The sequence below is a fragment of the Streptoverticillium reticulum genome, assembly GCF_047456005.1.
Classification (GTDB): domain Bacteria; phylum Actinomycetota; class Actinomycetes; order Streptomycetales; family Streptomycetaceae; genus Streptomyces; species Streptomyces reticulum.
Map to the genome: position 1 here is coordinate 2,546,099 of NZ_CP179755.1, position 23,444 is coordinate 2,569,542.

A 23,444-nucleotide genomic window follows, 5' to 3' on the forward strand; every position below is an offset into this window, starting at 1 on the left:
GAGCAATGGGCGACATGTCACCAAGGAGTCAGCCCTCCAGGTCCACCAGCACCGGGGGCGTGCTCTCGCCGCGCACGGACGTCACGGACAGCACCGCATGCCCGGCGGGGACCCCGTGCGCCAGCTCGGACGCGGACCAGCGCTCCCGTTCCACCTTGCGGACGGTCACCGACTGCGCGGTGACGGCCCGGCCGGTGACGATGCGCCGCACGACGTGCGTGGCCCGGGTGAACGGCTCGTGGGCGATGACCTGCCGGTCGGTGACGTCGCGGGCTTCGACCCACTCCTTGCCCCACACCTCGGCGAAGCGCGCGCCGTCCCAGGTGGTCACGCCGGAGAAGGCCATCCGGCAGCCGACCGCGCCGAGCAGGGCGCTGCGCAGCGTCTCGGGCACGTCGTCGAGCGTGCGCAGGGTGAGGACGGCGCCCGCGTGGGCGGAGCGCAGCCGCTGCAGACCGCGGACGGACTCGGGGGTGACGGTGCGGGTGGCGTCGTCGAGGACGAGGCAGGCGAACAGCGAGCGGTCGGCGCGCCCGGCGGCGCTCTCGGTGAACTGGGCGAGGACGAGCCGGGCGAGCATCCGGGAGGCCTCGGCGTGCCCGCGCTCGGGCAGGTCGATCCGTACGCGCAGCGGGTGTTCGAGGGCGCGCAGCGAGAAGGTGCGGGCGGGGTCGGAGGTGCCGAAGAAGCCGGCGAAGGCGGGCCGGTCGAGGAGGGCGAGCCGGTCGGCGAGCAGCGAGCCGGCGTCGCCGGGGCGCTGTGCCTGCCGTTCGCGGGCGTCGAGTTCGCGGGCGAGCGCATCGTGCCCGCCTGCCTTGAGGGCGGTCCGCAGGGCGTCGAGGGCCGCGGCGGTGCCGTCGAGCAGTTCGCGCAGTTCGGGGACGGACGGGAAGCGGCCATGGACGGCCCGGAACGGGCCCAGGAGCTGGGCCAGGGCGGTGGCGGCGCGCCGGCCGTCCTCGCCGGGCGTGCCGGGGGCGAGGTCGCCGACCAGGCCCTCGGCGAGCACGCCGGCCGCTTCGTCGGGGTCGTCGGTGCCGCCGTACAGGTCGAGGTCGTAGGCGGAGTCGGGGCGTCCGATCTTCACGACGACGTCGAAGGCCTCGTCCGGGGCGAGCGGTGCGCCCGCCGCGCCGACGGCGACGACCGCGGCCCGCCCGGCGAGGGCCTGCAGGCACAGGGACTCCAGGACGGGCCGTACCAGGCGGCCGGTCTTGCCGCAGCCGGGCGGTCCGACGGCGAGCAGGGACGTGCCGAGCAGTGCGGGGTCCAGGGCGCAGCCCGCGCCGCGGTGCTCGTAGGGGTTGCGGGCGTCCACGGCGGCAACACCCAGCCGCACCTGACGGGTGATCAGGTCGTGCGGGGCGGCGCGTACGGGCAGGTCGCGCGCCCCCGACGGGTGGGCGCAGGCCGCGGCGCCGTGCCGCAGCACGGTGTCGGTGAAGGAGGCGAGGCGGCCGGGCTGGGCGCGGACGGACTGCCAGGCGCGCTCGATGCGGGCGTGGTCGACGTCGCTCATCAGCCCGGCCTGTGCGTCCGCCGCGAGCCGGTCGGCGGCGTCGTGCGCCCCGGCGGCGCGCAGCAGCGGCCACTCGGCCGGGTCCTCCTGCGGGGCGGGGGCGACAGGCGGCGGGTTGCCGGAGTCGTCCCACAGCCGGCGCAGGGCGGGCACGGCCCAGCGGCGCCAGACCTGGGGCCAGCGGCCGAGGCGGCCGAAGACGACGACGAGCACGAGCATGCAGAGCCCGTAGTAGATGTAGACGGTCCAGACCGCGACCATGCCGTCGCGCCAGGAGTCGGGCGTCAGCGCGTACAGCGGCCACATCCAGTAGTGGCCGAGGTAGCCGTTCCACAGCAGGGACCACAGCAGCCAGCCGCAGAGCAGGGAGATCAGGGCCCCGCTGAACAGCTGCCGGCCGGGGATGCGGTCGGGCTCCTCCGGCGGTTTGGGCCGGTGCCCGTAGCGCCAGATGCCGGGCGCGGCGGCCGGGCGCGGGGTGCGCAGCCAGGTGAGGAACGGGGGCGGCACGACGGGCGTTTCCACCCCGGCCCCGGGCAGGGCGGCGGGGCGCGGGGGTGCCGACGGCATGGCGGGGGGCTCGGCGGGACGCGGCACCCGGTCGCGCCGGGTACCGGGTGAGTCGTGCGTGCCCTCGGTGTCCATCACTGCCCCTCGCCCCCCGCGAGCCCTCTCGCGCCCACGTGTGTCCGACGTGTCCGACCGGCTCAACCTACCGGCGTTTTCCCCGCCGTGCCGGTCCGCCATATCCGGTACGGACAACGCGACGCGCGCACTTCTCCCGAACGGAACATGCCCGGCCGGGGCACCCGCCCCTAGCCTGCGGGGGAAAGCCTGTCCTTCCACCCCTCGGGAGCCCCTCATGACCGACAAGACCGGAGGCGCGGCCCTCCCCCAGGAGCGCCGCCTCGTCACCGCGATCCCCGGCCCGAAGTCGCTGGAGCTCCAGGCCCGCCGCACCGCCGTCGTGGCCGGTGGCGTGGGCTCGACGCTGCCGGTGTTCACCGTCCGCGCGGGCGGCGGCGTCCTCGAGGACGTGGACGGCAACTCCCTGATCGACTTCGGCTCCGGCATCGCCGTGACCTCGGTCGGCGCCAGCGCGGAGGCCGTGGTGCGCCGCGCGTCCGCGCAGCTCGCCGACTTCACCCACACCTGTTTCATGGTGACCCCGTACGAGGGCTACGTGGAGGTCTGCGAGCAGCTCGCCGAGCTGACCCCGGGCGACCACGCCAAGAAGTCGGCGCTGTTCAACTCCGGTGCGGAGGCCGTCGAGAACGCGGTCAAGATCGCCCGTGCGTACACCAGGCGCCAGGCGGTCGTCGTCTTCGACCACGGCTACCACGGCCGGACGAACCTGACGATGGCGCTCACCGCCAAGAACATGCCGTACAAGCACGGCTTCGGCCCGTTCGCGCCCGAGATCTACCGCGCCCCGCTGGCCTACGGCTACCGCTGGCCGACCGGCCCGGAGAACTGCGGCCCCGAGGCGGCCGCCGCGGCCATCGACATGATCAGCAAGCAGGTCGGCGCGGACAACGTCGCCGCGATCATCATCGAGCCGGTGCTCGGCGAGGGCGGCTTCATCGAGCCGGCCAAGGGCTTCCTCCCGGCGATCGCCCAGTTCGCCAAGGACAACGGCATCGTCTTCGTCGCGGACGAGATCCAGTCCGGCTTCTGCCGCACCGGCCAGTGGTTCGCCTGCGAGGACGAGGGCATCGTCCCCGACCTGATCACCACCGCCAAGGGCATCGCGGGCGGCCTGCCGCTGGCGGCCGTCACCGGCCGCGCGGAGATCATGGACGCGGCGCACCCGGGCGGCCTCGGCGGCACCTACGGCGGCAACCCGGTGGCGTGCGCGGCGGCGCTCGGCTCGATCGAGACCATGCGCGAGCTGGACCTCAACGCCAAGGCGAAGCGCATCGAGGAGGTCATGAAGGGCCGTCTGGCGGCCATGCAGGAGAAGCACGACATCGTCGGTGACATCCGTGGCCGCGGCGCCATGATCGCCATCGAGCTGGTGAAGTCCGGCACCAAGGAGCCCAACGCCGAGGCGGCCGGTGCGCTGGCGAAGGCCTGCCACGCGGAGGGCCTGATCGTGCTCACCTGCGGCACCTACGGCAACGTGCTGCGCTTCCTGCCGCCGCTGGTCATCGGCGAGGACCTGCTCAACGAGGGCCTGGACATCATCGAGGCCGCGTTCGCGCGCCTGTGAGCCCCATGTGCGCCCCTTGTGAGTGAGTGAAGAACCTGTGCGGGGCGGGTGGTGGACGGGTGATCCGGCTTCTCCGCCCCCTCTTGCCTGCCGTACGGTTTCTTCAGATGAACGCAACACCCGGCCCGCAGGGGACTGCGGGCGACGCCGAGCCGGTGCCTCCCCAGCGCCGGTCAGGCCGTGCCCTCGCGCACACCACCGGGGCCGCAGGCCCCGGGCATCCTCACCGATCGAACGGCTGCTCGTCCCATACCCCCCGGGGCGCGCGGTCCGACGGCCGGAACGGCGACTCCGGAACCATCCCCCCTGTTCCGGGGTCGCCGTCTTCTCGTCTCTTTCTTCTCCCTCTCCTCTGCGCGCTGCTGTTCGCGCTGACGGCCTGGCAGGTCGCCGCGCACGGCCCGCTGCGCACGCTCGACGAGCACCTCGGCCGGGCCGTCGCCGGCTCCGCCTTCCCGCGGCCGCTCGCCGGTTTCCTCGCCGACCTGGGCAACGCGACGGTGGCGGTGCCGGTCCTCGTCGTGGCCATGGCGGTGTGGTTCCTGCGCTTCCGGCACTCCGCGGCCCGGCCGTGGCTGCCGCCGCTCGCCGCCGCGCTGGCGATGGCGGCGGTGCCGGCGCTGGTCGTCCCGCTCAAGACCTGGATCGCGCGCCCCGGCCCGCCGCCCATGGCCGGGGTCCACGAGGGCTTCTTCCCGTCGGGCCACGCGGCCACGGCGGCGGTGGCGTACGGGGCCGCCGTGCTGCTGCTGTTCCGCGGCTCCCGGTGGGCCCGGTGGGCCGCCGCCGGGTACGCGCTGCTGAACGCCGCCGTCGGCGTCGGCCTGGTCCGCTGCGGCTACCACTGGCCGCTGGACGTGGCGGGGGCGTGGTGCCTGTCGGGGGTGGTGCTGTGGGGGCCGGCCCTCAGCTGTCGAAACCGAGCCCGACCTTGTCCATCGCCTTGAGCCACAGGTTCCGCCGACCGCCGTTGCGGTCGGCCCGCGTCATCGCCCACTGGGTGATGCCGATCCCCATCGACCGCACCGGCTCCGGCGGGAACGGCAGCGGCTTGCTGCGCACCATCTCCAGTCCGGTCCGCTCGGTGCGTTCGCCGGCCAGCAGGTCGAGCATCACCTCGGCGCCGAAGCGCGTCGCGCCGACGCCCAGCCCGGTGTAGCCGAGCGCGTAGGCGACCCGGCCGCCGTGCGCGGCGCCGAAGAACGCCGAGAAGCGCGAGCACGTGTCGATCGCACCGCCCCACGTGTGCGTGAAACGCACGCCCTCCAGCTGCGGGAAGCAGTGGAAGAAGTTCTCGGCCAGGCGCTGGTAGGTGGCAGGGTGGTGGTCGTACTCGGCCCGGACGCCGCCGCCGTAGCGGTAGACGATGTCGTAACCGCCCCACAGGATGCGGTGGTCCGCGGTGATGCGGAAGTAGTGGAAGTGGTTGGCGCTGTCGCTCAGACCCTGGCGGCGCTTCCAGCCGATGGAGGCGAGCTGCTCCGCCGTGAGCGGCTCGGTCATCAGGGCGTAGTCGTAGACCGGTGCGATGTACGGGCGCAGGCGCTTGACCAGGCCGGGGAAGGCGTTGGTGGCGAGGGCCGCGTGCCGGGCGAAGACGCGGCCGTAGGGCGTGCCCACGGCCACCCCGGCGCCGCGCGAGGAGAGCCGGGTGCCGGGCGTGTGCTCGTAGATCCGCACTCCGGCGCGCAGGCACGCGCGCTTGAGGCCCCAGGCGAGCCGGGCGGGGTGCAGCATGGCCACACCGGTGCGGTTCCAGAGGCCGCCGAGGAAGGTCGGGGAGTCCACTTCGGCGCGCAGGGCGTCGCGGTCGAGGAATTCGTGGCCGGTCACGCCGAGCGAGGCGGCCTCCTCGGCGGCCTCCTGGAGCTCCAGGACCTGGTGCGGGGCGGTGGCGATGTCGATCTCGCCGGTGCGTTCGAAGTCGCAGTCGATGCCGTGCCGGACGAGGTCGGCTTCGAGGGCGTCGAGGTTGTGATGGCCGAGCTGTTCAAGTTTGACGAGCTCGTCGGGCCAGCGGGCTGCGCCGTTGGCCCAGCCATGGGTGAGGGAGGCGGAGCAGAAGCCGCCGTTGCGGCCGGAGGCGGCCCAGGCGGTCTCCTGGGCTTCTATGAGGACGACGTCCCGGCCGGGAGCGCGCTCCTTGGCGAGGAGCGCGGTCCACAGACCGGAGTATCCGCCGCCGACGACGAGCAGGTCGCAGTGCTCGTCGCCGACGAGCGCGGGGAGCGCCTCCGGCCGGGAGGGGTCGTCGAGCCAGTAGGGCCGCAGTGCGGCATCGGAAAGTGCTTTGGCAGCGGGGGGCCGGGGGGTTCCCCCGGAAGAATGCAGCATGGCACTGGGGGCCATGGTTCTCAGCTCCTTTTTCGGCGTCTCCCGACCAGTTGTCCGGCGAGGACGCACAGCACGGCGATGGCGAACATCGCCGTTCCGATGACATTGATTTGAACGGGTGTGCCCCGTTGTGCTGCTCCCCAGACGTACATGGGGAAGGTCACACTCGAGCCGGCGTTGAAGTTGGTGATGATGAAGTCGTCGAAGGACAGGGCGAAGGAGAGCAGCGCGCCCGCGGCGATGCCGGGGGCGGCGATGGGCAGGGTGACCCGCAGGAAGGTCTGCAGCGGGGAGGCGTAGAGGTCCTGCGCGGCCTGCTCCAGGCGTGGGTCCATGCTCATCACGCGGGCCTTGACCGCCGTCACCACGAAGCTCAGGCAGAACGTGATGTGGGCGATGAGGATGGTCCAGAAGCCGAAGGTGATGCCCATGTTGAGGAAGAGGGTGGCCAGCGAGGCGGCCATGACGACCTCGGGCATGGCCATCGGCAGGAAGATCAGGGTGCTGACGGACGAGCGGGCGCGGAACCGGTAGCGGGCCAGCGCGAAGGCGATGGCCGTGCCCAGGGCGGTCGCGCCGAGCGTGGACCAGACGGCGATGCGCAGGCTGAGCGAGAGCGAGCCGCACAGGTCGGCGACGCCGCAGGGGTGCGTCCAGGCGTCCGTGGAGAACCGCTGCCACTGGTAGTTGAAGCGGCCGTTGGGCTTGTTGAACGAGAAGACCGTCACGACGACGTTGGGCAGCAGCAGATAGGCGAGCGTGCCCAGGCCCGCGATCACCACGAAGTGGCGGCGCAGCCAGCGTGCGGGGGTGGCCAGAGGAGCCATCAGACCAGTTCCTCCGTCCCGGACTTGCGGATGTAGAGCGTGACCAGGGCGAGGATCGCAGCCATGAGGATGAAGGACAGGGCGGCGGCGGTCGGGTAGTCCAGGACGCGCAGGAACTGGGACTGGATGACGTTGCCGATCATCTTCTGGTCGGTGGAGCCGAGCAGTTCGGCGTTGATGTAGTCGCCCGCGGCGGGGATGAAGGTCAGCAGCGTGCCGGCGACGACGCCCGGCATGGACAGCGGGAAGGTCACCTTGCGGAAGGTGGTCAGCGGCCGGGCGTAGAGGTCGCCGGCGGCCTCGTGGAGACGGCTGTCGATGCGTTCCAGCGAGGTGTAGAGCGGCAGGATCATGAACGGCAGGAAGTTGTAGGTCAGTCCGCAGACGACGGCGAGCGGGGTGGCGAGGACCCGGTGGCCCTCGGTGATGCCGAGCGCGTTGGTCAGGCCGAGGACGTGCAGCGAGTCGAGCGTGGAGACGACGATGCCGCCGTCGGACAGGATCGTCTTCCAGGCCAGCGTGCGGATCAGGAAGCTGGTGAAGAACGGTGCGATGACCAGGATCATCAGCAGGTTGCGCCAGCGGCCGGCGCGGAAGGCGATGAGGTACGCCAGCGGGTAGCCGAGCACCAGGCACAGCACGGTGGCCGCGGTCGCGTAGCCGACCGAGCGCAGGAACTGCGGGTAGTACTCGCTCAGCGCGTCGGCGTAGGTGCCGAAGTGCCAGGTGAGCTTGAAGCCCTCTTCGAGCGATCCGGTCTGCAGGGAGGTGGAGGCCTGGTAGACGAGCGGGGCGGCGAAGAAGACGAGCAGCCAGAGGATGCCGGGGACCAGCAGCCAGTAGGGGACGAGCTTCTTGCGGCGGCGGGCGGCCGCGGGCGAGCCGGGTACGGGTCCGGCCGCGGAGGCGGGGGGCTCGCCGTGGGTGGTCGTGAGGGTCATCCTGCGCCCTCCGCTTCCACGTCCGTGCCGGCCTCGATGTTCTGGGCGGCGTCCAGGCCGAAGCTGTGCCCGGGGTTCCAGTGCAGGACGACCTCGGCGCCCGGGACCAGGCGGGAGTCGCGCTCGATGTTCTGCTCGTAGACCGACAGGCCGGAGGCGGCGGGGCTGTCGACGAGGTACTGGGTGGAGACGCCGGTGAAGCTCGACTCGGTGATCCGGCCGGGGATCCGGTTGCGGCCGTCGGGGATGCTGCCCGCGTCGTCGGCGTGGGTCAGGGTGATCTTTTCCGGCCGTATGCCGACCAGGAGCTTCTCGCCCGTGCGGGCGGTGGCTGTACATCGTGTCGCCGGAAGGGCGAGTTTGGTATGGGAGGCCCGCAGAAGGATGTCGTCGCCGGACGTATCGAGCACGTCTGCGGTGATGAGGTTGGACGTGCCGAGGAAGTTGGCGACGAACGTGGTGCGCGGGGTCTCGTAGAGGTCGGCGGGGGCGCCGAGTTGTTCGATCCGGCCGGCGTTCATGACCGCCACCGTGTCGGCCATGGTCATGGCCTCCTCCTGGTCGTGGGTGACGTGGATGAACGTGATGCCGACCTCGTGCTGGATGCGCTTGAGCTCCAGCTGCATCTGCCGGCGCAGCTTGAGGTCCAGGGCTCCGAGGGGCTCGTCGAGCAGCAGCACCTGCGGGTGGTTGATCAGGGCGCGGGCGACGGCGACGCGCTGCTGCTGTCCGCCGGACAGCTGCTGCGGCTTGCGGCGGGCCAGATCGCCGAGCTGGACGAGCTCGAGCATCTCGTCCACCTGCTTCTTCACCGACTTGATGCCGCGGCGGCGCAGGCCGAAGGCGACGTTCTCGAAGATGTCCAGGTGCGGGAAGAGTGCGTAGCTCTGGAAGACGGTGTTGACGGGCCGCTTGTAGGCGGGCAGACCGGTGACGTCCTTGCCGGCGAGTTCCACGGTGCCGGTGCTGGGCTCCTCCAGGCCGGCGATCATGCGGAGGGTGGTGGTCTTGCCGCAGCCGGAGGCACCGAGGAGCGCGAAGAACGAGCCCGCGGGGACGGAGAGGTCCAGGGGGTGCACGGCCGTGAAGGCGCCGTAGGTCTTGCTGATGCCGGTGAGGCGGACATCGGTGCCGCTGGTGCCGGCCGGTGCGGTGGTCGTCATGGGGCTGGGTCCAGGGGGGTTCGCGGGGACGGAGAACACGTAACAGTGACATACGCCGGGGCCCGCTTTTGTACGGGCGTGCCGCCACCGGGGACATGCATCCCCAATGCCGGATAAATCGCCCGCGCGCCAAGGGCTCGACACGTCCCGAAGACGGCGCGCTGCCGGCCCGTGCGGGCACCTGCGGTGATGTCGTCCGCGCACCCTCCTCCGCATCGACCGACCGGAATTGATTGCCGATCCTGGCAGAGCGATGCGATGACAACAAGGGATTCCGTAGCAGTTTCTTAACTCGGCGACGGAATCGGTGTGTTGTCAGAGGCCGCTGCAAGAATGACGGCATGAACGACACGGGGGAGAAACCACCGCACGCCGCCCGTTCGGCGGCGGAGCTGACGGCAGCCGTCGGGCGCGGCGAGCGCGTGACGTACGTGCACTTCTGGGGGCACCGCCCGCGCCGCGACGGGAGCGTGGGGCCGGGGTGCCTCAGCCAGTGGTGGCCGTCGCCCTTCACGGTGGACGGCACGGTCTACGCCACGGCCGAGCACTGGATGATGGCGGGCAAGGCACGGCTGTTCGGCGATGCCGGGGCGGAGGCCGCGGCGCTGGCGGCGGCTCATCCCAAACAGGCCAAGGACGCGGGCCGTTCGGTGCGCGGCTTCGACGAGGAGCAGTGGCGCCGGCACCGCTTCGAGCTGGTCGTGCAGGGCAGCGTCCACAAGTTCGCGCAGCACCCGGAGCTGCGCGCCTACCTGCTGGGCACGGGCGACCGGGTGCTGGTGGAGGCCAGCCCGCTGGACCGGGTCTGGGGCATCGGGCTGGCCGCCGACGACGAGCGGGCGCAGGATCCCGCGCAGTGGCGCGGGCTGAATCTGCTGGGCTTCGCCCTGATGGAGGCGCGTCAGCGCCTGGCGGGGAGCACCAGCGGCCCGGGTGCGGCAGGCCGGTGCATATAGGCGCCGTAGGTGGCGTCGGGGTCGTCCTCGGGGGTGCGGCTGCTGTGGTGGCCCGCGGCCGTGATGTAGAGGGCGAGCATCAGCGCGGTGGCGAGGAGCGCCACGCCGCCGAGCACCAGCCCGGCCAGCGCCTGCCCGCCGTTGGTGGCCAGGCCGGTCTTCGCCTTGTTGCGGCCTATCGCGCCGAGCACGATGGCCAGCACCCCGAGGATGACGCCGAACAGGATCGTCGGCGCGAACACGGTGCCGACGATGCCGAGCACCAGGGCTGCGGTGCCGAGGGCGTTGTCGGGCATCGCCCGCTGCGCGGGCTGCCAGCCGGGGGCGCCCCATGCGGTGCCGTAGGCCGGCTGCGCGTATCCGTACGGCCCGGGGGCGTACGGCCCCTGGGGCTGCTGCGGGTGCGGGCCGGGTATGCCGCCCTGCCAGTACGGCGGTTGGGGCTGCTGCGGGTGCTGCGGGTACTGGGGATACGGCCCGCCCGGGTACGCACTCGGCGTGCCCGGCCCGGTCGGGGCCTGCGGTATCGGCGGCACGGCCTGCGGGCCGGCCGGCTGATCCGCGGCGGGTGCGGCGGCTGCGGTGGCCACTGCTGCGTCCTGCACCGGAGCGGCGTCGGAAGGGGAAGCGGCCGCCGGGGCCTCTCCCCCGGCCGGTGCCTGCGGCGGCACCGCCGCGCTGTCCGGTTTGTCCAGCGAGACCCGTTCCCCGGGCGGAGCCCACGGGTTCTGTTCCCGCTGCTCCCGCTGCTCGTGCTGCGCTTCGCTGTTGCCGTCCTTGCCGGACATGGTCCTCCCCACTCGGTACCCCGTCATGCTAAGGCCTGGACAAAGGCCCCGCGCCCGCCCCGCATACGATGACGGGCAGTCGCACCAGCCGTGCCCACAGCCCTGGAGGCCCGCATGTCCGCACTCGACCCGTTCATCGCAGGACTGCCGAAAGCAGAGCTGCATGTGCACCACGTGGGCTCGGCGTCACCGCGCATCGTCGCCGAACTGGCCGCCCGGCACCCCGACTCCCCGGTGCCGACCGATCCCGAGGCGCTGGCCGACTTCTTCACCTTCCGCGACTTCGCGCACTTCATCGAGGTCTACCTGTCCGTGGTCGACCTGATCCGCGACGCCGAGGACGTGCGCCTGCTGACGTACGAGGTCGCCCGCGACATGGCCCGGCAGAACATCCGCTACGCCGAGCTGACCGTCACCCCGTACAGCTCGACCAAGCGCGGCATCCCGGACGGCGCCTTCGTCGAGGCGATCGAGGACGCCCGCAAGGCGGCGGAATCCGAGCTGGGCGTGGTGCTGCGCTGGTGCTTCGACATCCCCGGCGAGGCCGGGCTGGAGGCCGCCGAGGAGACGGCCCGGATCGCGTGCGACCTGCAGCCGGACGGCCTGGTCTCGTTCGGGCTCGGCGGCCCCGAAATCGGCGTCCCGCGGCCGCAGTTCAAGCCGTACTTCGACCGCGCCATCGCAGCCGGGCTGCGCAGCGTCCCGCACGCCGGCGAGACGACGGGCCCGCAGACGATCTGGGACGCCCTCACCGAGCTGCGCGCCGAGCGCATCGGCCACGGCACCAGCGCCACCCAGGACCCGAAGCTGCTGGCCCACCTCGCGGAGCACCGCATCCCGCTGGAGGTCTGCCCGACCTCCAACCTCGCCACCCGGGCCGTGGCGGACCTGGATCGGCACCCGGTCCGGGAGATGGTCTCGGCCGGCGTCCTGGTGACGGTCAACAGCGACGACCCGCCCATGTTCGGCACCGACCTCAACACCGAGTACGGCGTGGCGGCCCGCCTCCTGGACCTCGACGCCCCGGGCGTCGCCGCCCTCGCCAAGAACGCGGTCGAGGCCTCGTTCATGGACGCGGCGGGCAAGTCGGCGCTCGCCGCGGAGATCGACGCCTACACGGCGGCCTGGCGCGGCTGACGGTCCGCCCCCGGACTCCGCCGCGTCTCCGCCACGCCTCCGCCACAATGAGCCCCATGGCCACAGCGTTCACTGCCGTCGCCCACCGCGGCGACCCGTACGTCCACCGTGAGAACACCCTGCCCTCGATCCGCTCCGCGGTGCGGGCGGGGGCCGGGGCCGTGGAGATCGACGTCCGGCTGACCCGCGACGGGGTGCCCGTCCTGCTGCACGACGCGACGCTGCAGCGACTGTGGGGCGTGGACCGGCCGCTCGGCGCGCTCACCGCCGACGAGGTGCGCGGACGGACCGGCGGTGGGGTGCCGACGCTGCGGGAGACGCTCGCGGAGGCGGCCGAAGGAGCCGACGGGGCACGGCTGTTCGTCGACCTGCCCGACCCGTCGGCCGCCGCCGCTGCCGTCGCCGAGGTGCACGCGTCCGGTGCGGCCGGTCGCGTGTACTACTGCGGCGGCGCCCCGTCGATGCTCGCGGTGCGCCGCGCGGACGCCGATGCGGAGATCGCCCTGACCTGGACCACGCTGGTCCCGCCCCGGCCGGCCCTCCTCGCGGAGGTGCGGCCGCGGTGGCTCAACTACCGCTTCGGGCTGGTGAGTCCGGAACTGGTGGCCCGCAACCATGCGGACGGCCTGCTGGTCTCGGCGTGGACGGCGGACACGCGGCGCACGATGCGGCGGCTGCTGGCCGCAGGGGTGGACTCGATCACGACGAACCGGATCGGGACCCTGCGCGGGCTCACAGCCCCACGATCTCGTTCCACGTCTTCGTGAATCCCGGTCGCTCCTTGGCCGTCATGTCCCGTGCCGTCGCGAGCCGCTTGCGCATGTCCTCGGTCGGGAACACCAGCGGGTTCTCCGCGAGCGCCGCCTCGTCCTTGTTCTTGGACGACGCCAGGACCTCGCGCGCCGCGGGCACCGGGCAGACGTAGTTGACGGCGGCCGCCAGCCGGGCGGCCACCTCCGGCTCGTAGTAGTAGTCGATGATCCGCTCGGCGTTGCTCTTGTGCGCCGCCAGGTTCGGGATCATCATGCTCTCCGCCCACAGCTCGGCACCCTCCTCCGGCACCACGAACTCGATGTCGGGGTTGTCGGCCTGGAGCTGGATGATGTCGCCGGAGTAGGCCTGGCAGGCGAGCACGTCGCCGGAGGACAGGTCCTTGATGTAGTCGTTGCCGGTGAAGCGGCGGATGTGCTTGGTGCGGACGAGCTCGCGCAGCTGGTCGGCCATGCGGTGGAAGTCGTCGGCGGTCCAGCGGGTGACGTCGGTGCCGTTGCCCTGCATCAGCAGGGAGAAGGCCTCGTCCATCCCGGCCAGCAGGGTGACCCGGCCGCGCAGGTCGTCCTTCCACAGGTCCGAGGTGTGCCGGATCTCCCGGCCGAGCTTCTTGCGGTTGTAGGCGATGCCGGTGATGCCCGACTGCCAGGGGACGGTGTGCCGCCGCCCGGGGTCGAAGGACGGCTTGCGCAGCAGCGGGTCGAGGTTGCGGGCCACGTGGGGCTGGCGGTCCCGGTCCATCTCCTGGACCCAGCCCAGCCGGACGTAGCGGGCGCACATCCAGTCGCTGACGACGATGATGTCCCGGCCGGTCTGCTGGTGGTTCATCAGCGCCGGACTGATCTTGCCGAAGAACTCGTCGTTGTCGTTGATCTCTTCGGTGTACTTCACCGAGATGCCGGTGCGCTTCTCGAAGTCGTCCAGCGTCGGCCGGCGCTGCGGGTCCTTGTCGTCGGTGTCGATGTAGAGCGGCCAGTTGGCGAAGACCAGCCGCCTGTCCGTGGCGGAACGATCCGCCGCGGCCCGGTCGCGCGGGGCGACGTAGGCGGCGGGCACGCCGCAACCGGCGAGTGCGGCGGCCCCGGCGCCGGCGCCCAGCGCCCGCAGCAGGGTCCGGCGGGACAGGGGCTTCACGGGCTTCTCTCGCATTCCGGCAGGACGGCTGGTCACGGTGGGCGGCGGGGGCCGATGATATCCCGCCCGGCAGGGGTGCCACGAAGGGGCGCGGGGCTGTTGCTCCCCCAGCTACCGCTGGGAGGTACCCCCAGCGGCTCCGCCGCGTGGGCGCGACCAGCCACGGGCGCATCGTGACCGATCGCGCAGTTCCCCGCGCCCCTGACGGGGCGCTCGCTCAGCCCAGCGAGGTCATCACGTGCTTGATGCGGGTGTAGTCCTCGAAGCCGTAGGAGGAGAGGTCCTTGCCGTAGCCGGACTTCTTGAAGCCGCCGTGCGGCATCTCCGCGACGAGCGGGATGTGCGTGTTGATCCAGACGCAGCCGAAGTCGAGGGCCTTGGACATCCGCATGGCCCGCGCGTGGTCCCTGGTCCACACCGAGGAGGCCAGCGCGTACTCGACGCCGTTGGCGTACTCGACGGCCTGCTTCTCGTCGGCGAAGGACTGGACGGTGATCACCGGGCCGAAGACCTCGTGCTGGACGATCTCGTCGTCCTGCTTGAGCCCGGAGACCACGGTGGGCGCGAAGAAGTAGCCCTTCTCCCCCACCCGGTGACCGCCGGCCTCGACCTTGGCGTGGGCGGGCAGGCGCTCGATGAAGCCGGAGACCTGCTTGAGCTGGTTGGCGTTGTTGAGGGGGCCGTAGAGCACGTCCTCGTCGTCCGGCAGGCCCGTCCTGGTGTCGGCGGCGGCCTTGGCCAGGGCCGTCACGAACTCGTCGTGCACCGATTCGTGGACCAGCACGCGCGTCGCGGCCGTACAGTCCTGGCCGGCGTTGAAGTACCCCGCGACGGAGATCTCCTCGACGGCCTTGGCGATGTCGGCGTCCTCGAAGACGACGACCGGCGCCTTGCCGCCCAGCTCCAGGTGGACGCGCTTGAGGTCGCGGGAGGCGGACTCGGCGACCTGCATGCCGGCCCGCACGGAGCCGGTGATGGAGGCCATCGCGGGCACCGGGTGCTCGACCATCAGCCGGCCCGTCTCGCGGTCGCCGCAGATGACGTTGAACACGCCCTTGGGGTGGCCCAGTTCCTCCAGGACCCCGCCGATGATCTCGGCGAGCAGCACGGTGGAGGCGGGGGTGGTGTCGGAGGGCTTGAGGACGACGGTGTTGCCCGCGGCGAGCGCCGGGGCGAACTTCCACACGGCCATCATCATCGGGTAGTTCCACGGCGCCACCTGGGCGCAGACGCCCACCGGCTCGCGCCGGATGATGGAGGTCATCCCCTCCATGTACTCGCCGGCCGAGCGGCCCTCGAGCATCCGGGCGGCGCCGGCGAAGAAGCGGATCTGGTCGACCATGGGCGGCACCTCCTCGCTGCGGGTGAGCGCGAGGGGCTTGCCGGTGTTCCGGGACTCGGTCGCGATCAGGTCGTCGGCGCGCGCCTCGACCGCGTCGGCGATCTTGAGGAGGACCTTCTGCCGCTCGCCGGGGACCAGGTCGCGCCAGACGGGGAACGCGGCCTGTGCGGCGGCCATGGCGGCGTCGACGTCGGCGGCGCCGGACAGCGGGGCGGTCGCGTAGGCCTCGCCCGTGGCCGGATCGACCACGTCGGTGGTCCGCCCGTCGGCGGCGTCCCTGAACTCCCCGTCGATGTAGTTGCGCAGTCGACGCAGCTCGGTGGTCACGATGCGCCACCCCTTCTGTCCATGTCCGATTGCTGAGATGCCCACCCTAGTCAGTCGGGCCACGCTTTCGACATACCCACACGACATGAACAACGGAATCAGTGATTTATAAGATCCTCGACAACGAATTTCATCGATCCGGGCTTGCCACACAGACGAGTCCTCATGCACAGTGGTGCCCGTGGCCACTCGTAACGCAGACCTCAAGAGCGTGACCGGCGCGCAGCCGATCGACGCCGTCTCCCTGGCGATCATCGAGCAGCTCCAGGAGGACGGCCGCCGCCCCTACGCGGCGATCGGCAAAGCGGTCGGACTGTCCGAAGCGGCGGTCCGGCAGCGCGTGCAGAAGCTGCTCGACCAGGGTGCGATGCAGATCGTCGCCGTCACCGACCCGCTCACCGTGGGATTCCGGCGGCAGGCGATGGTCGGCATCAACGTCGAGGGAGACCTCGACCCGGTCGCCGATGCCCTGACGGCGATGGACGAAGTGGAGTACGTCGTGGTGACGGCGGGCTCCTTCGACCTCCTCATCGAGATCGTGGCCGAGGACGACGACCATCTCCTCGAAACGATCAACAAGCGGATCCGCACCCTGCCCGGCGTGCGCTCCACGGAGAGCTTCGTCTACCTCAAGCTCCGCAAGCAGACCTATACCTGGGGAACCCGATAGCCGTGAGCAAGGACCTCTCCCGAACCGCGTACGACCACCTGTGGATGCACTTCACCCGGATGTCGTCGTACGAGAAGAACCCGGTGCCCGTCATCGTGCGCGGCGAGGGCACCTACGTCTACGACGAGCAGGGCAAGCGCTACCTCGACGGTCTCGCCGGCCTGTTCGTGGTGCAGGCCGGCCACGGCCGCGCCGAACTGGCCGAGGCGGCCGCCAAGCAGGCGCAGGAGCTGGCCTTCTTCCCCGTGTGGAGCTACGCGCACCCCAAGGCCGTCGAACTGGCCGAGCGCCTGGCCCACTACGCCCCCGGCGACCTCAACAAGGTCTTCTTCACCACCGGCGGCGGCGAGGCCGTCGAGACCGCGTGGAAGCTGGCGAAGCAGTACCACAAGCTCACCGGCAACCCCACGAAGTACAAGGTCATATCCCGCAACGTCGCCTACCACGGCACACCGCAGGGCGCCCTGGCCATCACCGGCCTCCCGGCCCTCAAGGCCCCCTTCGAGCCCCTGGTCCCCGGTGCCCACAAGGTGCCCAACACCAACATCTACCGGGCGCCCCTCTTCGGGGACGACCCCGAGGCCTTCGGCCGCTGGGCCGCCGACCAGATCGAGCAGCAGATCCTCTTCGAGGGCCCGGACACCGTCGCCGCGGTCTTCCTGGAGCCCGTGCAGAACGCAGGCGGCTGCTTCCCGCCGCCGCCCGGCTACTTCCAGCGGGTGCGCGAGATCTGCGACACCTACGACGTGCTGCTCGTCTCCGACGAGGTCATCTGCGCCTTCGGCCGCCTCGGCACGATGTTCGCGTGCGACAAGTTCGGCTACGTGCCGGACATCATCACCTGTGCCAAGGGCATGACCTCCGGCTACTCCCCCATCGGTGCGGCCGTCGTCTCCGACCGCATCGCCGAGCCGTTCTTCAAGGGCAGCAACACCTTCCTGCACGGCTACACCTTCGGCGGCCACCCGGTCTCCGCGGCGGTCGCGCTCGCCAACCTCGACATCTTCGAGCGCGAGGGCCTCAACCAGCACGTCCTCGACAACGAGGCCGCGTTCCACGGCACCCTGTCCAAGCTGCACGACCTGCCGATCGTCGGCGACGTGCGCGGCAACGGCTTCTTCTACGGCATCGAGCTGGTGAAGGACAAGGCCACCAAGGAGTCGTTCACGGCGGAGGAGTGCGAGCAGCTGCTGTACGGCTTCGTCTCCAAGAAGCTCTTCGAGAACGGGCTCTACTGCCGGGCCGACGACCGCGGCGACCCGGTCGTCCAGCTCGCGCCGCCGCTGATCTCGGACCAGTCGACGTTCGACGAGATCGAGCAGATCGTCCGCGGCGTCCTGACGGAGGCGTGGAGCAGGATCTGACCGACGTCCGGCGCATGGCCGCCGCAGCACACGGGTAGTCCTCGGGGCGGTTGAGACCGATGGGATGAGTCCGATGGGAGGAAAGTCGGGCTCTCCCGCGCCGAGCCTGGACCGAGGCTAGGATCCCGGTTCCGTACGGTGCCAGTGACCCAATGGCCTCCGGTTCGTTCACCCGCACAGGGGAACGGACCCTTCAGCGACCCGAGGTGTGCTTCACATGGTGGCCCCGCCGGACAACGACGTGCTCTGGGCACGTGGCCTGCACTACTCCTACAGCGGTTCCCCCGCCCTCACGGGCGTCTCGATCGGTGTCCGCGAAGGCGAGGTCCTGGCCGTCACGGGGCCCCGCGGCGCCGGGAAGACCACGCTTCTGAAGTGCCTGTCGGGCCAGCTGCTGCCCGACCCCGGCGAGGTGTGGTTCAACAGCGCGCCGGTCCACACGCTCTCCCGCTCCGCCCGCGAGCGGCTGCGCCGCGAGCGCTTCGGCTGGATCGACTCCACCCCGCACCTGGTCCCGGAGCTGTCGGGCTGGGAGAACGCCGCGCTCCCGCTGCTGGTGCGGGGCACGGCCCACCGGGCGGCCAAACAGACGGCCCTGGAATGGCTGGAGCGGCTCGACGTCGGCGACTGTGCGCGCAGGAAGCCCGGTGCGCTGACGCAGGCACAGCGCCAGCGGATCGCCATCGCCCGCGCGCTGGCCGCCGAGCCGACCGTGGTCTTCGCCGACGAGCCGACCGCCCCCCTGCACAGCGCCGACCGCGCCCAGGTGCTGCGCACCCTGACCACGGCCGCCCGCTCGCACCACATCACGGTCGTCCTGGCCACGCTGGACGACGAGAGCGGCGCCCTGGCCGACCGCTCGGTCACGCTGGTCGACGGCCGCCGCGGCGGCGGCATCCCGGTGCCGGACGCGACCGAGGGGGAGGGCAGAGCGGCGTGCTCAGTCTCCGCCTAGCGCGCGGGGCGCACCCGCTCGTCCTGCTGCGCCGGCTGCTGGTCGCGCTGGCCGCGTCGGGGGTCGGCTTCCTGCTGCTGTGCACGCTGGGGTTCGCGGTGGCGCACCCCGGGCAGCCGGAGGAGTCGCTGGTGCGGCTGCTGTGGTGCGTGGTCCCGCTGGCCGCCGCGGTGCAGTTCGCGGTCGCCGTGGCCCGTTCGGACCCGGCGACCCGTCCGCGCGACGGGCTGGACGCGGCCGGGTTCGGCCCGGTGCAGCTGTCGCTGCTCGCCGCGGCCTCGACCGCCGTGGCCTGCCTGGCCGGCAGCGGCGTCGCCCTCCTGGTCTACCTGGAGCTCCGCGGCGACCTGGGCGGCACCCCGCTCAGCGGTGCGGCGGCGCACCTGCTGGATGCGGACGCCGGGCTCCCGTGGGGCGCGGCCCTCACCCTGCTGGGACTACTGCCCGCGCTCGCAGCGGGCGCGTGCGCCGTGCTGCTGCGCCCGCGCAAGGAGCGCAAGGACCGGGCTGCCGAGCCCGTCGAGCCGGGCGCCGCGGAAGCCGCGCGCCACGACCCCCGGCCGTCCTACGCCGGGTTGCCCTGGGGCATCGCGGTCATCGCGACGGGCCTTGCCCTGGAGGCGTACGTGGGCCACGCCCCGGCGCCCGAGCCGGGCGCCCTGCTGGCGCTGCCGGGCCGGGAGGGCGCCGCCTCCCCCGGCCTGCTGGGCGGCTGGCTGCTGGCCTGTGCCGGCCTGGTGCTGGCCGGGCCGGGCCTGACGCACTGGTGCGGAGCACTGCTGGCCACCGGGCGGCCGGGGGCCGTGCGGCTGCTGGCCGGGCGGATACTGCAGGACGCGGCGACCCGGATCGGCAGGCCCCTCGGGGTGCTGTGCGCGGTCGCCTCCGGCGCCCTGGCCGCGGTCGAGCTGTACGGCGCGGCCTGGGAGCACTCGGGTCCCCGCCCGTTCGGTCCGCTCACCGGCCTGGGGGCCGCCGTGGTGATGGCCTGCGTCACGGCCACCGCGATCACCGCGGCCCTGGAGGCCCGGCAGACCCGTGGCGAAGCCACAACGGCCCTGCTGCGCCTGGGGATTCCACTGACCCTGCTGCGCGGCGCCGCCGCCGTGCGGACCTGCGCGATGCTGGCCGTGCTGACGCCGCTCACGTGGGCCGTCGCGGAGCTGGCGGCGCTCCCGCTCACCAGGTGACCCCGGACGGAAAACCCTGCTGGTCACGACTTTTGACCAGTTCTTGACTCCAAGCAACTCCGGCCCCGAAAACCACGTCTGCTACAGGCACGACGGTTTACTGACGTTTTCGGGTGAACGGAGCAAGTGGTGATCATCGGCCTTGTGACGGCTGTCGCGGCCTCGGTCTGTTACGGCACAGGCTCGGTCCTGCAAGCCGTGGGCTCGCGGAAATCGGCCCGCAGGGAGGCCGCCGCGGCCTCCGGCACCGGGACCACCCAGCACGGCGGACCGAGCCTCTCCTCGACCGCGAAGGCCGCGGTGACCTGGGAGTTCATGGTCGGCACGGTGCTGGACTTCGTGGGCTTCGGGCTCGGCGCGCTGGCCGCACGGATGCTGCCGCTGTTCCTCTCCCAGACGGTCATCAGCGCCAACCTCATCGTCACCGCCCTGCTGAGCATCAAGCTCCTGGGCATCCGGCTCACCAGGCCGGAGTGGATATCCATCGGCGTCGTCTGCTCGGCCCTGGTGCTGCTGGCCACGGCAGCGGGTCACGAGGGCAGCGGCGACGCCGCGATGTCCACGCACTGGTGGCTGCTGGTCATCTCGGTCGTGCTGATGGGCGGCGGCACCGTCGCGGTGCGCCTGATGGGCTCGCGCGCCGCGATCCTCGCCGGCCTGCTGTCCGGCCTCGGCTTCGGCGCGATCGGCGTGGGCGTCCGCATCCTGAACGGCATCGACCCCTTCGACCTGCCGACCCTGATCGCGGACCCGGCCCTCTACGCGATCCTCATCTCGGGCACCGTCGGCATGTACCTGCACACGGTCGCCCTGCAGATCGGCTCGGTGAACGGCGCCACGGCGGCCCTGGTCGTGGGCGAGACGGTACTGCCCGGCATCATCGGCGTGGTCTGGCTCGGCGACGCCTCCCGCGACGGCTTCGCGTGGGTGGCGATCCTGGGCTTCCTGCTGGCAGTTGCGGGCGCGGTGGCGGTGGCATGGTTCGGCGAACCGGACGCGCATTCGGCTGCTCCGGAGCCGAAGACGGAACGGGAACCTGAACCGGCCAGGTCGTAACGTTCGGGGCAATCGGGTGGGTGGGCGGGCGAAAACCGGGGGTCCGGGGGCGAAGCCCCCGGGTCACGGCCTCAGCGGAGGACGACCACCTCGGCCACATCGAACCGCACCCCCACCCGCTCAGCAGGTTCCGGCGCTTCGCCGAGCCGGCACACCGCCTCCAACTCGGGCCCGGCCGCAGGCCGCACCCGCACCGCCACATGATCCCCACGGAACGTCCGCGCCACCACCTCGCCCGGCACCCCCTCCGCAACCGGCCCCAGCCGAACCCCCGCCGGCCGCACCAGCACCCGGCACACACCCTCCGGCGTACCCGCCGGCACCGGCATCGCGCCCCACACCGTCTCGGCCCGCTCGCCGCTCACCGTCGCCTCGACGATGTTGTCGAAACCGAGGAAGCGCGCCACGAACTCCGACGCCGGGCGCTGCCACACCTCCAGCGGGGTGCCCGACTGCGCGATACGGCCGTCGCGCATCACCACCACCCGGTCGGCCAGGGCGAACGCCTCGCCCTGGTCGTGCGTGACGGCCAGCACGGTCGTCCCCAACCGGCCGAACAGCTCGCGCAGTTCCGCCACCAGCCGCTCGCGCAGGCCCCGGTCGAGCTGGCCGAGCGGCTCGTCCAGCATCAGCAGCCGCGGTTCCGGGGCGAGGGCCCGCGCCAGGGCGACGCGCTGCTGTTCGCCGCCGGAGAGCGCCGCGACCGCACGCCGCTGCGCACCCGGCAGCCCCACGAGGTCGAGCAGCCCGGCGACCCTGCGCTCCGTCTCCGCCCGCCCGGCCTTGCGCATGCGCAGTCCGAAGCCGACGTTGCCCGCTACGTCCCGCTGCGGGAAGAGCTGGTGGTCCTGGAACATCAGGCCCACGCCGCGCTTGTGCACGGGCACGCCGCCCTGGTCCTCGCCCGCGAGGAACACCCGCCCGGCGTCGGGGCGTTGCAGCCCGGCGACGACCCGCAGCAGCGTGGACTTGCCGCTGCCGCTCGGACCGAGCACGCAGACGGTCTCGTGCTCGGCGACGTCGAGGTCGACGGCGTCCAGCACCGCACGCTCGCCGAAGCGGACGGTCACGCCGTCGAGTCGCAGCATGGACATCAGAACTCTCCCGTGCGGTCGGTGCGAAGGCGTTCCAGCACCAGCAGCGCCACGGCGCACACCAGCATCAGGATCGTGCTGAGGGCCATCGCCTGCCCGTAGTTGAACTCACCGGGACGGCCGAGCAGCCGGGCCACGGCCACCGGCAGGGTCGGGCTGTCGGGGCGGGCGATGAAGACGGTCGCCCCGAACTCGCCCAGCGAGACGGCGAAGGCGAAGCCCGCCGCGACCGCCAGCGCCCGCCCCACGAGGGGCAGGTCGACCTCGCGCCACGCCCGCAGCGGCGAGGCGCCCAGCACGGCGGCGGCCTCGCGCAGCCGGTGGTCGACCGCACGCAGGACCGGCAGCATGGTCCGCACGACGAAGGGCACGCCCACCAGCGCCTGGGCCAGCGGCACCAGGATCCAGGAGGTCCGCAGGTCCAGCGGGGGTTCGTCGAGGCTGATGAGGAAGCCGAATCCGACGGTGACGGCCGAGGTGCCCAACGGCAGCATCAGCAGGGCGTCGAAGCCGCGGACGAGCCTGCCCTCCCGCCGGGCGAGCGCTGCGGCGGCGAGCCCGCCCACGACGACGGCGATGCCGGTGGCGGCCAGCCCGTAGGCCATGGAGTTGCCGATGGCCTCCAGCGGGGCGACGACGAACGTGCCGCCGTTGTCGCCCGCCGAGGCGAGGGCGCGGTAGAAGGCGATCCCGTAGCCGTCGGGCCCGTCGAAGGAGCGCAGGACGAGGACGGCGAGCGGTACGAGCACCAGGAGGACGACCGTGGCGAGGACGGCGGCCAGCAGGGCCCACTGGCCCGCCCCCTGCGGGCGGCGCGCGGTCCGTGCCGCGCTCACCAGCCTGAGGGTGGCCTCGCGCCGGCGCACGGTCCTGGCGTGCACCGCGAACAGCAGGGCCACGGCCAGGAACTGCAGCAGGGTGAGCACCGCGGCCGTGGGCAGGTCCAGCAGCTGTGCCGTCTGCTGGTAGATCTCCACCTCGAGCGTGGCGTAGCGCGGTCCGCCGAGGATCTGGACGACGCCGAAGGAGGTGAAGGTGAACAGGAAGACCATGAGCGCCGCCGCCGCGACGGCGGGTGCGAGTGCGGGCAGCGTCACGCGCCGCCAGGCGGCCAGGCGGCCTGCGCCGAGCACGCGGGCGGCCTCCTCCTGGCGGGGGTCGAGCTGGGCCCACAGGCCACCGACGGTCCGTACGACCACGGCGTAGTTGAAGAAGACGTGGGCGATCAGGATCGCCCAGACCGTGGTGTCCAGGCGGATGCCCCACCACTCGTCCAGCAGTCCGCCGTGGCCCAGCAGCGCCAGGAAGGCCGAGCCGACGACGACCGTCGGCAGCACGAACGGGACGGTGACCACGGCCCGCAGCACCTGCTTGCCGGGGAAGTCGAAGCGTGCGAAGACGTACGCGCCGGGGAGAGCGAGCGCGAGGGTGAGGGCCGTGGAGGCGGCGGCCTGCCATGTGGTGAACCACAGGACGTGGACGGTCTCCGGGTCGGAGAGCACCTCGCCGATCCGGCCGAACTGCCACTGCCCGTCGCTCTTCAGCCCCCGGGAAACGATCGAGGCGACGGGGAAGGCGAAGAAGACCCCGAAGAAAACGAGCGGCAGGGCCATCAGACCGAGCCGCACAACCGTCTGCCGGAGGGTCGCACGGGACGCCTTGTC

General features: G+C 72.1%; 20 protein-coding genes. 10 read left to right on the forward strand and 10 right to left on the reverse strand.

All coding sequences use genetic code 11. From position 1 onward, the window contains the following. Positions 1-28: 28 nt before the first annotated feature. Positions 29-2,164, reverse strand: coding sequence for an ATP-binding protein (locus ACMATS_RS11285; protein WP_390776763.1), 2,136 nt, complete (start codon positions 2,162-2,164; stop codon positions 29-31). A gap of 217 nt (positions 2,165-2,381) precedes the next feature. Here ACMATS_RS11285 and gabT point away from each other — a divergent pair, with 217 nt between their 5' ends. Further along, positions 2,382-3,731 carry a 4-aminobutyrate--2-oxoglutarate transaminase gene (gene gabT / locus ACMATS_RS11290; RefSeq protein ID WP_414167833.1) on the forward strand — a complete coding sequence of 450 codons (1,350 nt, stop codon included), beginning with the start codon at positions 2,382-2,384 and terminating at the stop codon, positions 3,729-3,731. Between the two features lie 107 nt (positions 3,732-3,838). Further along, positions 3,839-4,678: a phosphatase PAP2 family protein gene (locus ACMATS_RS11295; RefSeq protein WP_414167834.1), complete on the forward strand. Its 840-nt coding sequence runs from the start codon at positions 3,839-3,841 to the stop codon at positions 4,676-4,678. On the opposite strand, the gene ACMATS_RS11300 is transcribed toward ACMATS_RS11295, so the two are convergent. From ACMATS_RS11300 to ACMATS_RS11315, 4 genes are read right to left on the reverse strand one after another with little or no spacing between them, the layout of a single operon-like run. Further along, the gene (locus ACMATS_RS11300; protein WP_414167835.1) at positions 4,638-6,080 is read right to left on the reverse strand and encodes an NAD(P)/FAD-dependent oxidoreductase; all 1,443 of its coding nucleotides are present in this window, start codon (positions 6,078-6,080) and stop codon (positions 4,638-4,640) included. The two genes, ACMATS_RS11295 and ACMATS_RS11300, sit on opposite strands and share 41 nt — an antisense overlap. Before the next feature lie 5 nt (positions 6,081-6,085). Next, the gene (locus ACMATS_RS11305; RefSeq protein ID WP_391151780.1) at positions 6,086-6,892 is read right to left on the reverse strand and encodes an ABC transporter permease; all 807 of its coding nucleotides are present in this window, start codon (positions 6,890-6,892) and stop codon (positions 6,086-6,088) included. After that, the gene (locus ACMATS_RS11310) at positions 6,892-7,833 is read right to left on the reverse strand and encodes an ABC transporter permease (RefSeq protein WP_414167836.1); all 942 of its coding nucleotides are present in this window, start codon (positions 7,831-7,833) and stop codon (positions 6,892-6,894) included. Before ACMATS_RS11310 ends, ACMATS_RS11305 begins: the two co-directional genes overlap by 1 nt. After that, positions 7,830-8,996, reverse strand: a complete 1,167-nt coding sequence (locus ACMATS_RS11315) for an ABC transporter ATP-binding protein (RefSeq protein WP_390776758.1) — start codon at positions 8,994-8,996, stop codon at positions 7,830-7,832. Before ACMATS_RS11315 ends, ACMATS_RS11310 begins: the two co-directional genes overlap by 4 nt. A 341-nt stretch (positions 8,997-9,337) precedes the next feature. On the opposite strand from ACMATS_RS11315, the gene ACMATS_RS11320 reads away from it, so the two are divergent. Continuing rightward, the gene (locus tag ACMATS_RS11320) at positions 9,338-9,952 is read left to right on the forward strand and encodes an NADAR family protein (RefSeq protein WP_414167837.1); all 615 of its coding nucleotides are present in this window, start codon (positions 9,338-9,340) and stop codon (positions 9,950-9,952) included. Here ACMATS_RS11320 and ACMATS_RS11325 read toward each other — a convergent pair. Continuing rightward, positions 9,898-10,740, reverse strand: coding sequence for a DUF4190 domain-containing protein (locus tag ACMATS_RS11325; RefSeq protein ID WP_390776756.1), 843 nt, complete (start codon positions 10,738-10,740; stop codon positions 9,898-9,900). The genes ACMATS_RS11320 and ACMATS_RS11325 overlap by 55 nt on opposite strands. A gap of 114 nt (positions 10,741-10,854) precedes the next feature. Between ACMATS_RS11325 and ACMATS_RS11330 the strand changes: the two genes are divergently transcribed. Together ACMATS_RS11330 and ACMATS_RS11335 are read left to right on the forward strand one after the other, a co-directional pair. After that, complete coding sequence (locus ACMATS_RS11330) at positions 10,855-11,877, forward strand: adenosine deaminase (RefSeq protein WP_414167838.1); 1,023 nt, start codon at positions 10,855-10,857, stop codon at positions 11,875-11,877. A 47-nt stretch (positions 11,878-11,924) separates the two neighbouring features. Then, entirely contained in the window at positions 11,925-12,644 is a 720-nt protein-coding gene (locus tag ACMATS_RS11335; RefSeq protein ID WP_414167839.1) for a glycerophosphodiester phosphodiesterase, read from the forward strand. Here the strand turns inward: ACMATS_RS11335 and ACMATS_RS11340 are convergent. Both ACMATS_RS11340 and ACMATS_RS11345 read right to left on the reverse strand, forming a co-directional pair. Continuing rightward, positions 12,610-13,773: a spermidine/putrescine ABC transporter substrate-binding protein gene (locus tag ACMATS_RS11340; RefSeq protein WP_390776819.1), complete on the reverse strand. Its 1,164-nt coding sequence runs from the start codon at positions 13,771-13,773 to the stop codon at positions 12,610-12,612. The genes ACMATS_RS11335 and ACMATS_RS11340 overlap by 35 nt on opposite strands. A 226-nt stretch (positions 13,774-13,999) precedes the next feature. Further along, positions 14,000-15,451 (reverse strand): gamma-aminobutyraldehyde dehydrogenase, encoded by a 1,452-nt coding sequence (locus tag ACMATS_RS11345; RefSeq protein WP_414167840.1) that lies wholly within the window; start codon positions 15,449-15,451, stop codon positions 14,000-14,002. A gap of 181 nt (positions 15,452-15,632) precedes the next feature. Between ACMATS_RS11345 and ACMATS_RS11350 the strand changes: the two genes are divergently transcribed. From ACMATS_RS11350 to ACMATS_RS11370, 5 genes are all read left to right on the forward strand, one after another. Then, positions 15,633-16,121, forward strand: a complete 489-nt coding sequence (locus ACMATS_RS11350) for an Lrp/AsnC family transcriptional regulator (protein WP_414167841.1) — start codon at positions 15,633-15,635, stop codon at positions 16,119-16,121. Then, complete coding sequence (locus ACMATS_RS11355; protein WP_414170698.1) at positions 16,106-17,485, forward strand: aspartate aminotransferase family protein; 1,380 nt, start codon at positions 16,106-16,108, stop codon at positions 17,483-17,485. Before ACMATS_RS11350 ends, ACMATS_RS11355 begins: the two co-directional genes overlap by 16 nt. 217 nt (positions 17,486-17,702) lie before the next feature. After that, positions 17,703-18,440: an ABC transporter ATP-binding protein gene (locus ACMATS_RS11360; RefSeq protein ID WP_390776751.1), complete on the forward strand. Its 738-nt coding sequence runs from the start codon at positions 17,703-17,705 to the stop codon at positions 18,438-18,440. Further along, on the forward strand, positions 18,422-19,630 hold the full coding sequence (locus ACMATS_RS11365; protein WP_414167842.1) for a hypothetical protein: 1,209 nt from the start codon (positions 18,422-18,424) through the stop codon (positions 19,628-19,630). Before ACMATS_RS11360 ends, ACMATS_RS11365 begins: the two co-directional genes overlap by 19 nt. A gap of 129 nt (positions 19,631-19,759) precedes the next feature. After that, a complete protein-coding gene (locus ACMATS_RS11370) occupies positions 19,760-20,686 on the forward strand; it encodes a hypothetical protein (protein ID WP_390776749.1) in 927 nt (308 codons plus the stop codon). 71 nt (positions 20,687-20,757) lie between these two features. On the opposite strand, the gene ACMATS_RS11375 is transcribed toward ACMATS_RS11370, so the two are convergent. Together ACMATS_RS11375 and ACMATS_RS11380 are read right to left on the reverse strand one after the other, a co-directional pair. Further along, positions 20,758-21,780, reverse strand: coding sequence for an ABC transporter ATP-binding protein (locus tag ACMATS_RS11375; protein WP_390776748.1), 1,023 nt, complete (start codon positions 21,778-21,780; stop codon positions 20,758-20,760). Continuing rightward, positions 21,780-23,393 carry an ABC transporter permease gene (locus ACMATS_RS11380; RefSeq protein ID WP_414170700.1) on the reverse strand — a complete coding sequence of 538 codons (1,614 nt, stop codon included), beginning with the start codon at positions 23,391-23,393 and terminating at the stop codon, positions 21,780-21,782. Before ACMATS_RS11380 ends, ACMATS_RS11375 begins: the two co-directional genes overlap by 1 nt. Positions 23,394-23,444: the final 51 nt, after the last annotated feature.

Bases quoted from the DNA above. Each gene is read 5' to 3' on its own strand.
- ACMATS_RS11285 (WP_390776763.1), bottom strand. From the start codon at position 2,164: ATGGACACCGAGGGCACGCACGACTCACCCGGTACCCGGCGCGACCGG.
- gabT (WP_414167833.1), top strand. From the start codon at position 2,382: ATGACCGACAAGACCGGAGGCGCGGCCCTCCCCCAGGAGCGCCGCCTC.
- ACMATS_RS11295 (WP_414167834.1), top strand. From the start codon at position 3,839: ATGAACGCAACACCCGGCCCGCAGGGGACTGCGGGCGACGCCGAGCCG.
- ACMATS_RS11300 (WP_414167835.1), bottom strand. From the start codon at position 6,080: ATGGCCCCCAGTGCCATGCTGCATTCTTCCGGGGGAACCCCCCGGCCC.
- ACMATS_RS11305 (WP_391151780.1), bottom strand. From the start codon at position 6,892: ATGGCTCCTCTGGCCACCCCCGCACGCTGGCTGCGCCGCCACTTCGTG.
- ACMATS_RS11310 (WP_414167836.1), bottom strand. From the start codon at position 7,833: ATGACCCTCACGACCACCCACGGCGAGCCCCCCGCCTCCGCGGCCGGA.
- ACMATS_RS11315 (WP_390776758.1), bottom strand. From the start codon at position 8,996: ATGACGACCACCGCACCGGCCGGCACCAGCGGCACCGATGTCCGCCTC.
- ACMATS_RS11320 (WP_414167837.1), top strand. From the start codon at position 9,338: ATGAACGACACGGGGGAGAAACCACCGCACGCCGCCCGTTCGGCGGCG.
- ACMATS_RS11325 (WP_390776756.1), bottom strand. From the start codon at position 10,740: ATGTCCGGCAAGGACGGCAACAGCGAAGCGCAGCACGAGCAGCGGGAG.
- ACMATS_RS11330 (WP_414167838.1), top strand. From the start codon at position 10,855: ATGTCCGCACTCGACCCGTTCATCGCAGGACTGCCGAAAGCAGAGCTG.
- ACMATS_RS11335 (WP_414167839.1), top strand. From the start codon at position 11,925: ATGAGCCCCATGGCCACAGCGTTCACTGCCGTCGCCCACCGCGGCGAC.
- ACMATS_RS11360 (WP_390776751.1), top strand. From the start codon at position 17,703: ATGGTGGCCCCGCCGGACAACGACGTGCTCTGGGCACGTGGCCTGCAC.
- ACMATS_RS11375 (WP_390776748.1), bottom strand. From the start codon at position 21,780: ATGTCCATGCTGCGACTCGACGGCGTGACCGTCCGCTTCGGCGAGCGT.
- ACMATS_RS11380 (WP_414170700.1), bottom strand. From the start codon at position 23,393: ATGGCCCTGCCGCTCGTTTTCTTCGGGGTCTTCTTCGCCTTCCCCGTC.